The organism is Bathymodiolus heckerae thiotrophic gill symbiont, from assembly GCF_900128515.1.
In the GTDB taxonomy this organism is placed as follows: Bacteria; Pseudomonadota; Gammaproteobacteria; order PS1; family Pseudothioglobaceae; genus Thioglobus_A.
The window spans coordinates 15,528-18,545 of sequence record NZ_FQTP01000033.1 but is presented as its reverse complement, the minus strand read 5'-3'; the positions used below and the strand labels follow the sequence as shown (position 1 = coordinate 18,545).

6 protein-coding genes are annotated in these 3,018 nt (G+C 34.2%); 1 reads left to right on the top strand and 5 read right to left on the bottom strand.

Annotated elements, in window-relative coordinates; translation table 11 throughout:
- The 3 genes from BTHERMOSOX_RS05610 to BTHERMOSOX_RS05600 all read right to left on the bottom strand — a co-directional run.
- A partial coding sequence (locus tag BTHERMOSOX_RS05610; RefSeq protein WP_138120141.1) for a tyrosine-type recombinase/integrase occupies positions 1-797 on the bottom strand: 797 nt, incomplete at its 3' end.
- A 45-nt stretch (positions 798-842) separates the two neighbouring features.
- Complete coding sequence (locus BTHERMOSOX_RS05605; RefSeq protein WP_138120140.1) at positions 843-1,094, bottom strand: hypothetical protein; 252 nt, start codon at positions 1,092-1,094, stop codon at positions 843-845.
- Between the two features lie 130 nt (positions 1,095-1,224).
- The gene (locus tag BTHERMOSOX_RS05600; RefSeq protein WP_138120139.1) at positions 1,225-1,533 is read right to left on the bottom strand and encodes a LysR substrate-binding domain-containing protein; all 309 of its coding nucleotides are present in this window, start codon (positions 1,531-1,533) and stop codon (positions 1,225-1,227) included.
- Positions 1,534-1,831: 298 nt separating this feature from the next.
- On the opposite strand from BTHERMOSOX_RS05600, the gene BTHERMOSOX_RS05595 reads away from it, so the two are divergent.
- Positions 1,832-2,080, top strand: coding sequence for a hypothetical protein (locus BTHERMOSOX_RS05595; protein ID WP_138120138.1), 249 nt, complete (start codon positions 1,832-1,834; stop codon positions 2,078-2,080).
- A 5-nt stretch (positions 2,081-2,085) separates the two neighbouring features.
- Here BTHERMOSOX_RS05595 and BTHERMOSOX_RS05590 read toward each other — a convergent pair whose 3' ends face one another.
- Positions 2,086-2,475: a hypothetical protein gene (locus tag BTHERMOSOX_RS05590; protein WP_138120137.1), complete on the bottom strand. Its 390-nt coding sequence runs from the start codon at positions 2,473-2,475 to the stop codon at positions 2,086-2,088.
- A 294-nt stretch (positions 2,476-2,769) separates the two neighbouring features.
- Positions 2,770-3,018, bottom strand: a 249-nt coding sequence (locus BTHERMOSOX_RS05585) for a UPF0149 family protein (RefSeq protein WP_171004655.1), incomplete at its 5' end; no start/stop codon positions are given.

The following is a 3,018-nucleotide window of genomic DNA, read 5'->3' as shown; positions in this document are numbered from 1 at the left end:
CCTAGTAATTTTTGCAAGGCTTTTAGATTGCAGCCGTTATTGGCTAATTTAGTCGCTGTTGTGTGTCTGAAGCGATGAGGAGATATTTTTACACCGATTTTTCTGCTCCATTTTGTAAAAAGTCTAGAAACATGATCTTCGGTCATCACGTTGCTTTTATAAGTCCCTACAAATTCGGTTATATTAAATACTTGATCGCTACTCTTGGGTTTATGTGCTTTTTGTTTAATTGTTTGAAAATGGCCAATTAGAACCTTATTCAGAGGTATTAAATTTTCAATCCTGTTCTTTGAAAATTCAGAATTTAAATACAAAGTCTGGTTTTTAAAATCAACATCTCGCCACTTGATGCCAATTAACTGTCTGCGTCGAATAGCTGTAAGTCTAAATACATCAACCATAGCGAGATAAAACCAGTCAACATTAGAATAATAAGAGTCTGAGCTTATCATTGATATCAGGTCAACAATAGCGCCTTTATCTAAGGTTTTCACGTTTATGTTTATATTTTTTAAGATTGGCATCGATGCAAAAATATTTTCATTAAGATGCCCTAATTTAACTGCTGTATTGAATAAAGCTTTCAAATGAATGCAATAATTATTACAGGTAGTTGGACTCACTCTATTGTAAATTTTGTTATACCAATCGATGCAATTTTGATGGCTAAAGAAAATACTGTTAATTCCAGTATCATTAGTAAAATTTCTAATAACGGATTGATATTTTTCGACAGTTCTTGGCGATAATTGAGGGTTTTCTTGTGTATGTAGATTTAAAAGTTGAGATAGCTTCATAATAGTTCTTGTTTTGGTTAAAAATAAGGATTATGATTACTTTAACTATTCTTTTAGAATTATTTGCTTATGTAGTTGTTTTGGATCGAGGTCTAAAATAAAGCAAGTGTATTGAGGAAAGGCATTTATAACCTTACCAACATTATCAATAGATGGCTTAGATTTTGGTCGGGCGATATAATCGTGTATACGATTATAAGGTATGTCAACTCTTCTAGAAAATTCTGGCATCTTTATATTTTCAGTAGCCATGATCGCTAAAATTTTATTTTTAAATTGTTTACCTATTTCTTTCAAAAGTTATATAATTGAGATAAATTTATATGAGTATGCAAGGGTAAGAGATTGAAAATCCCTGTGTCCCTAGTTCAATTCTAGGTACGGCCACCATATTTAATAAAAAAAGCACATCCTTGGATGTGCTTTTTTATCGCCTATTATTTGTTAAAAATTTACTTATATTGAATAAGGCTTGTTGTGCAATTTGTACCAAATCATAGGTTGAAAGCATCACGTTCTTAGCTTGTCCCACAATTTTTTCACCTGCTGGAGTGAATAGTACACTCTTATTATTGCACTCAACCAACTGCACTTCCAGCCCCTTTTTCAAGTTTATTAATACCAGCGCTGAGGGTTGGTTGACTAACAAAAAACACTCTTGAGCCACTTTTGAAAAATGCAGGTGTTTGCGCAAGGCAACTAAATATTGAATGTTTTTAAGTGAAGGAAACATCATTTAATAATCGGTTTTTTTCATTTTGCATGATTATAAGGCTGTTCTCTCCTCGTGTGGTATTTTAACATTACTCCTACATAATGTTTGATCTCAATGCTAAGCAGCCTTTGGACTGTGTCTGAGTGGTAATTATAACTACTTTCATGTCTATAAATCTATATTAGAAAATAATTATATTATAAATTTGACATATTATAAAAACATGATATAATGATTCACATGTCGGCACTCTCCCCCAAGAATTATTCTCTCCTCAAGAGATAAGGTGTCGGCATACTAATTAATTAAAACAAACATTATGAAACTAATTTTAAACACCTTTGCAGTAACAACATTACTTTTGGCTGCTAGCACTTCTGCACAATCATCAGCTCCGTATGCAACGTTTAATCCATTAGCCATGTTTGAAGCGCCAGCACACAATCAAGTACAACAAGTTAATTCAGCTTTTTATAACTATGGTAACAAGGGTTATGATTTTGTTGTAGAGTCTGCGCCTATGTCAGTAGCCAAGCTACCACAGCAAGTTGCTAGTTTAGGTCGTTAGGGCTTTTAATAAACAACAGATGCATTGATGGCAACTGTGCTTGGCATGGTTAGTAAATCACTTTTTACTCGAATGTTTAAATGCTCTTTAGTGGGCTTTTTAAGCATTCTTGCCGTAAAGGTGTTATTGTTATAGCTTAATTTAACACGATAGCCTTTAAGCACTTTTGAGGATTTTTTTTCGTAGCTAACATGCCAACAATTGCGCACACCAGAAGCACATGGCGTACTGACTTTCTTTAGTGTGTAGTTCATATAAATTGGTTCAACGCCAGTGATTCCAGCCTGAATAACTTCAGTTTTATGATCAACAACAAATGCACTAGCTGACAATGAAGCTAGTGCAACTAGAAAAGTCGCCATAATTTTGGCGGGGAATGGTGACGTTGTTGCCATTTTCATATCTATATTTAGTCCTTCTAAAAAAATTAAAACTATAATAATATCTAGAAGATCATTACTCTCCCCGAGATTTATTTAATGATTTTCTATTAGGCAGTCGTTTTTTTTATTCTCCTCAAGTTTAGTTAGGCGGCTACCTCCTCCTCAAGATTTAATCCCCTTATGGGTGCGTTATGATATACACATGCAACAGCTTTGCAACACTATCACTAAGGCATAATTTTATGATATTGTTATATTATCAGAACTTAAAGTGTTTTAACGCTTGCTACAGCTGCGTTTAAGTGATTAATGCAGTGTTTCTGGGCTGATATAGTCCTGCTTGGAAGGCTGCAAGGTTTCCTGTATTAGTAGGGCTCCCATGCGTACAAACTCAATGATTTCGTTCAAATCTTGTGCATTTTGCTCGGTATCAAGTAGATCAGCATCTAGTTTTGAAATTTCAGAAATGTCTTTCATCATCTCTAATGCGTCATCATCAATGGTGGAGATTTTTTGCAATCCCAGGCCGGTTAAATAACCCTGACACCATTCGAT